This is a genomic window from Symbiopectobacterium sp., from assembly GCF_051710365.1.
In the GTDB taxonomy this organism is placed as follows: Bacteria; Pseudomonadota; Gammaproteobacteria; order Enterobacterales; family Enterobacteriaceae; genus Symbiopectobacterium.
Genome location: NZ_JBPETA010000332.1, coordinates 1 through 1,833 on the forward strand (window position 1 = coordinate 1; position 1,833 = coordinate 1,833).

General features: G+C 51.9%; 2 protein-coding genes and 2 pseudogenes. 2 read left to right on the top strand and 2 right to left on the bottom strand.

Annotated features, from left to right (window positions below; genetic code table 11):
* Both ACTBDZ_RS17470 and ACTBDZ_RS17475 read left to right on the top strand, forming a co-directional pair.
* Positions 1 to 69: pseudogene (locus ACTBDZ_RS17470) on the top strand (surface-adhesin E family protein); the annotation flags it as partial.
* A gap of 91 nt (positions 70 to 160) precedes the next feature.
* Complete coding sequence (locus ACTBDZ_RS17475; RefSeq protein WP_438816231.1) at positions 161 to 424, top strand: hypothetical protein; 264 nt, start codon at positions 161 to 163, stop codon at positions 422 to 424.
* Between the two features lie 30 nt (positions 425 to 454).
* Here ACTBDZ_RS17475 and add read toward each other — a convergent pair.
* Both add and ACTBDZ_RS17485 read right to left on the bottom strand, forming a co-directional pair.
* Positions 455 to 1,291, bottom strand: a pseudogene (add, locus tag ACTBDZ_RS17480) (adenosine deaminase); the annotation flags it as partial.
* 120 nt (positions 1,292 to 1,411) lie between these two features.
* The gene (locus ACTBDZ_RS17485) at positions 1,412 to 1,564 is read right to left on the bottom strand and encodes a hypothetical protein (RefSeq protein WP_438816232.1); all 153 of its coding nucleotides are present in this window, start codon (positions 1,562 to 1,564) and stop codon (positions 1,412 to 1,414) included.
* Positions 1,565 to 1,833 lie beyond the last annotated feature (269 nt).

The window sequence follows — 1,833 nt, forward strand, 5'->3', positions numbered from 1 at the left end:
ATGGCGATGGTCAAAGCGCTTAACCGGATCACGCTATTAGGAATGCCGAACAGTATTCGCATCACGTAACAATCGACCCGATGGGGCACAGTCGTTACAAGTTCTGATTTATTCAACAAAGCCCCTGCCACTGCAACTCTCAGCCGTTTGCGTGTTTTATTTGATGTTACATACAGGTTTTACCTGGCTGGAAGGGATGATCAGTCAGGTCGGCAGTAAAACGTTGGGAATTTATCTGGTGCACAATATCTTCGTCATAGAGATTAACAACACCGCGCTTTATGATCGACTGTACCCGATGTTCAGCTTTTTGTCCGTCTATGGTTTTATCGTTCTCTATGGCGCGTTGACCTTTGCGCTGTCATACCTGATTTGCTGTCTGTTGAGCCGGTTGTGCTGGATAAACCGGATAATTAGCCTGTAGGGGCGAAGGGTCGCCCCAGTGACCTTGAGCTTATACGCGATCGCGCTTGTGTTGCACCTTTTTACGAATGCGCTGTTTGTCCTGCTCGGAAAGAAACGCGACGGCTAATCCATTGCGCTGAGCCTGACGAATTTCATCGGTGGTTAGGCCAGCCTGTGGGGCGGCAGTGAGATATTCGTGCGTTATTTCGATACCTTGCACCGCTGGATCGTCAGTATTAATGGTTGCGGGGATACCGTGACGCAGAAAATGGGGTAGAGGGTGTTCTGCTAACGACATGACGGTACTGGTTTGAATATTTGACGTCAGACAGGATTCAATGGCGATCTGTTGCTGCGCCATATGTGTCATCAGCGTTTTATCCACAATGGCCGCTACGCCGTGACCAATGCGCTCTGCACCCAATTGCCGAATAGCCTGCCAGATACTTTCGGCATCCGCTGCTTCACCGGCATGAACCGTAATATTCCAACCGTTATCACGTGCCTGACGAAAATGCGAAGTAAAGAGGCCGCCCGGAAAGCCCAGTTCATCCCCAGCGAGATCGAGTGCCACGATCTTGTCGCGGCAGGCTTGCAGGGCGTTCAGCTCTTTCTGGCACGCCTCAGATCCAAAAGTACGGCTCATGATACCAATCAGTTGGATATCGGTGTCGTAATCGCGACAGCCTGCCTGTATACCATCAATAACCGCCTCGACCACGCCTTGCAGCGGAAGTGCATGGCGCTGTGCCATATAATAGGGTGAGAATCGCAGCTCGGTGTAATCAAGACCGGCGCGCACCGCATCTTCCACGTTTTCATAAGCAACACGGCGGCAGGCATCGAGAGAACCGAGCACGGCCACTCCCCAATCCAGTTTTTTCAGATTGAAGGATCGATCATAATGGCTTCTTTCGCTCCGCGCACCAAGGCGCGTTGAGCCGTCAAATTATTAAGGTACTGTTTAGTATAAACAATAGGGCATGGAATACCATTGCCGATTACACTAATGGGCGATTTCTGCCTTGCTACGCACCAGACGAGGGATCACTCGCACATAGCAGGATTCCGTGATCAGTTCGATCACGGTTTGTGCAACCAGGATCGCCGGCAGTACCGGCATAGAGCCGGGGATCGATAAGGCCAGCGGCAGGATCACTAACGAATTACGTGTGGCACGGCACGCCGGCTGGCGGTGTTCAAGCCAAACAAGCGTGCCGTCGACGCGCCGATACAAGGCGCAGCAACGGCAAACAGCAGGTAAAACGGTAGCGCCTGACGTACCGGGCCGATCGCCAGTTCTAGGCTGTGTCCCTTAATTGCGTAACCGGTGGTAAAACACGCGGATGCAGCCCAGTTTCACCATTGCTAAATAGCTGTTCCTAATACCGCTACACTTTTGCCTGTCCATGTTTTCCACTGGGAAAC